Raw genomic sequence first — 951 nt, forward strand, 5'->3', positions numbered from 1 at the left:
CCGACGCCCCCGCCGGGCGCGGGCGCAAGCTGGTCGCCAGCCCCGTCGCCCAGCCCGCCGAGGAGGCCGCCGGCAGTGTCCCGGGCCGCGCGGCCGGGACGCAGCGGCGCCGCCGTACGGTCCGCGCCGGGCGCAGCCGGACGTACGCGGTCGGCCCGACCGGGCTGGAGCGCCGACCGGGGCGACACCCCCACCTGCGGACGCGGACCCGCCGGATCCACCGGTAGTTCGTGTGCCCGGTGCTCCTGACCGGAGTTGACTCCTGATCGGATCATCGGATGGTCACCCGGCCGGCGGAGCGCGTTCGCGGTGTGAAAACCCTCGGAGTTGAGAACATGATCGGCGAGTGACCGTTCTGTCATGTGATGGGATGATTCGTCGGATCCCCGCCGCCTCGACCGCAGCCCTGGAGGCCGCGCGCCGCCCGGCCTCCGCCGCCGTCCCCTCCGCCCCCGTGAGAAGGGATGTCTCGTGGCGCGCAGGATCCTGCCGACCCTCCTGTTGTCCCTCACCGCCCTGCTCGGGCTGATCCCCGCCGCCCAGGCCGCCCCGGCCCCCGGCGAACCGCCCGTTGCCGGCCCCCCGGCCGGCCAGGACCCGTACCCCTCCGCCGAGGAGATCGACCGCTCCCGCGCCGAGGCCGACGGCAAGGCCACCTCGGCCGCCGCCCTGGAAGCCGCGCTCACCACCGCGCGGGCCGAACTCGACCGGGCCGGCCGCGGCGCCGAACAGGCCGTCGAGGCCTACAACGGCGCCCAGCTCGCCCTCACCCGGGCCCGCGCCGAGGAGAGCGCCGCCAACCGGCGCGCGGCCGCGGCCGAGGCCGAACGCTCCGAAGCCGCCGAGGACGCGGCCCGGCTCGCCGCCGAGACGTACCGCCCCGCCCCCGGCACCGCGAGCGCGGCGGGGGGGGGCAGGGGGTCCGCCCGGGGGGCCGGCGTGGCCGGCTCC

The 951-nt window shown here is 78.4% G+C and carries 2 pseudogenes; both read left to right on the plus strand.

From position 1 onward, the window contains the following. Window positions 1-227 (plus strand): annotated as a pseudogene (locus tag BG452_RS35485) (hypothetical protein); the annotation flags it as partial. Window positions 228-471: 244 nt separating this feature from the next. Then, window positions 472-951, plus strand: a pseudogene (locus BG452_RS35490) (hypothetical protein); the annotation flags it as partial.

It is taken from the genome of Streptomyces sp. CBMA123 (assembly GCF_014596465.1).
In the GTDB taxonomy this organism is placed as follows: Bacteria; Actinomycetota; Actinomycetes; order Streptomycetales; family Streptomycetaceae; genus Kitasatospora.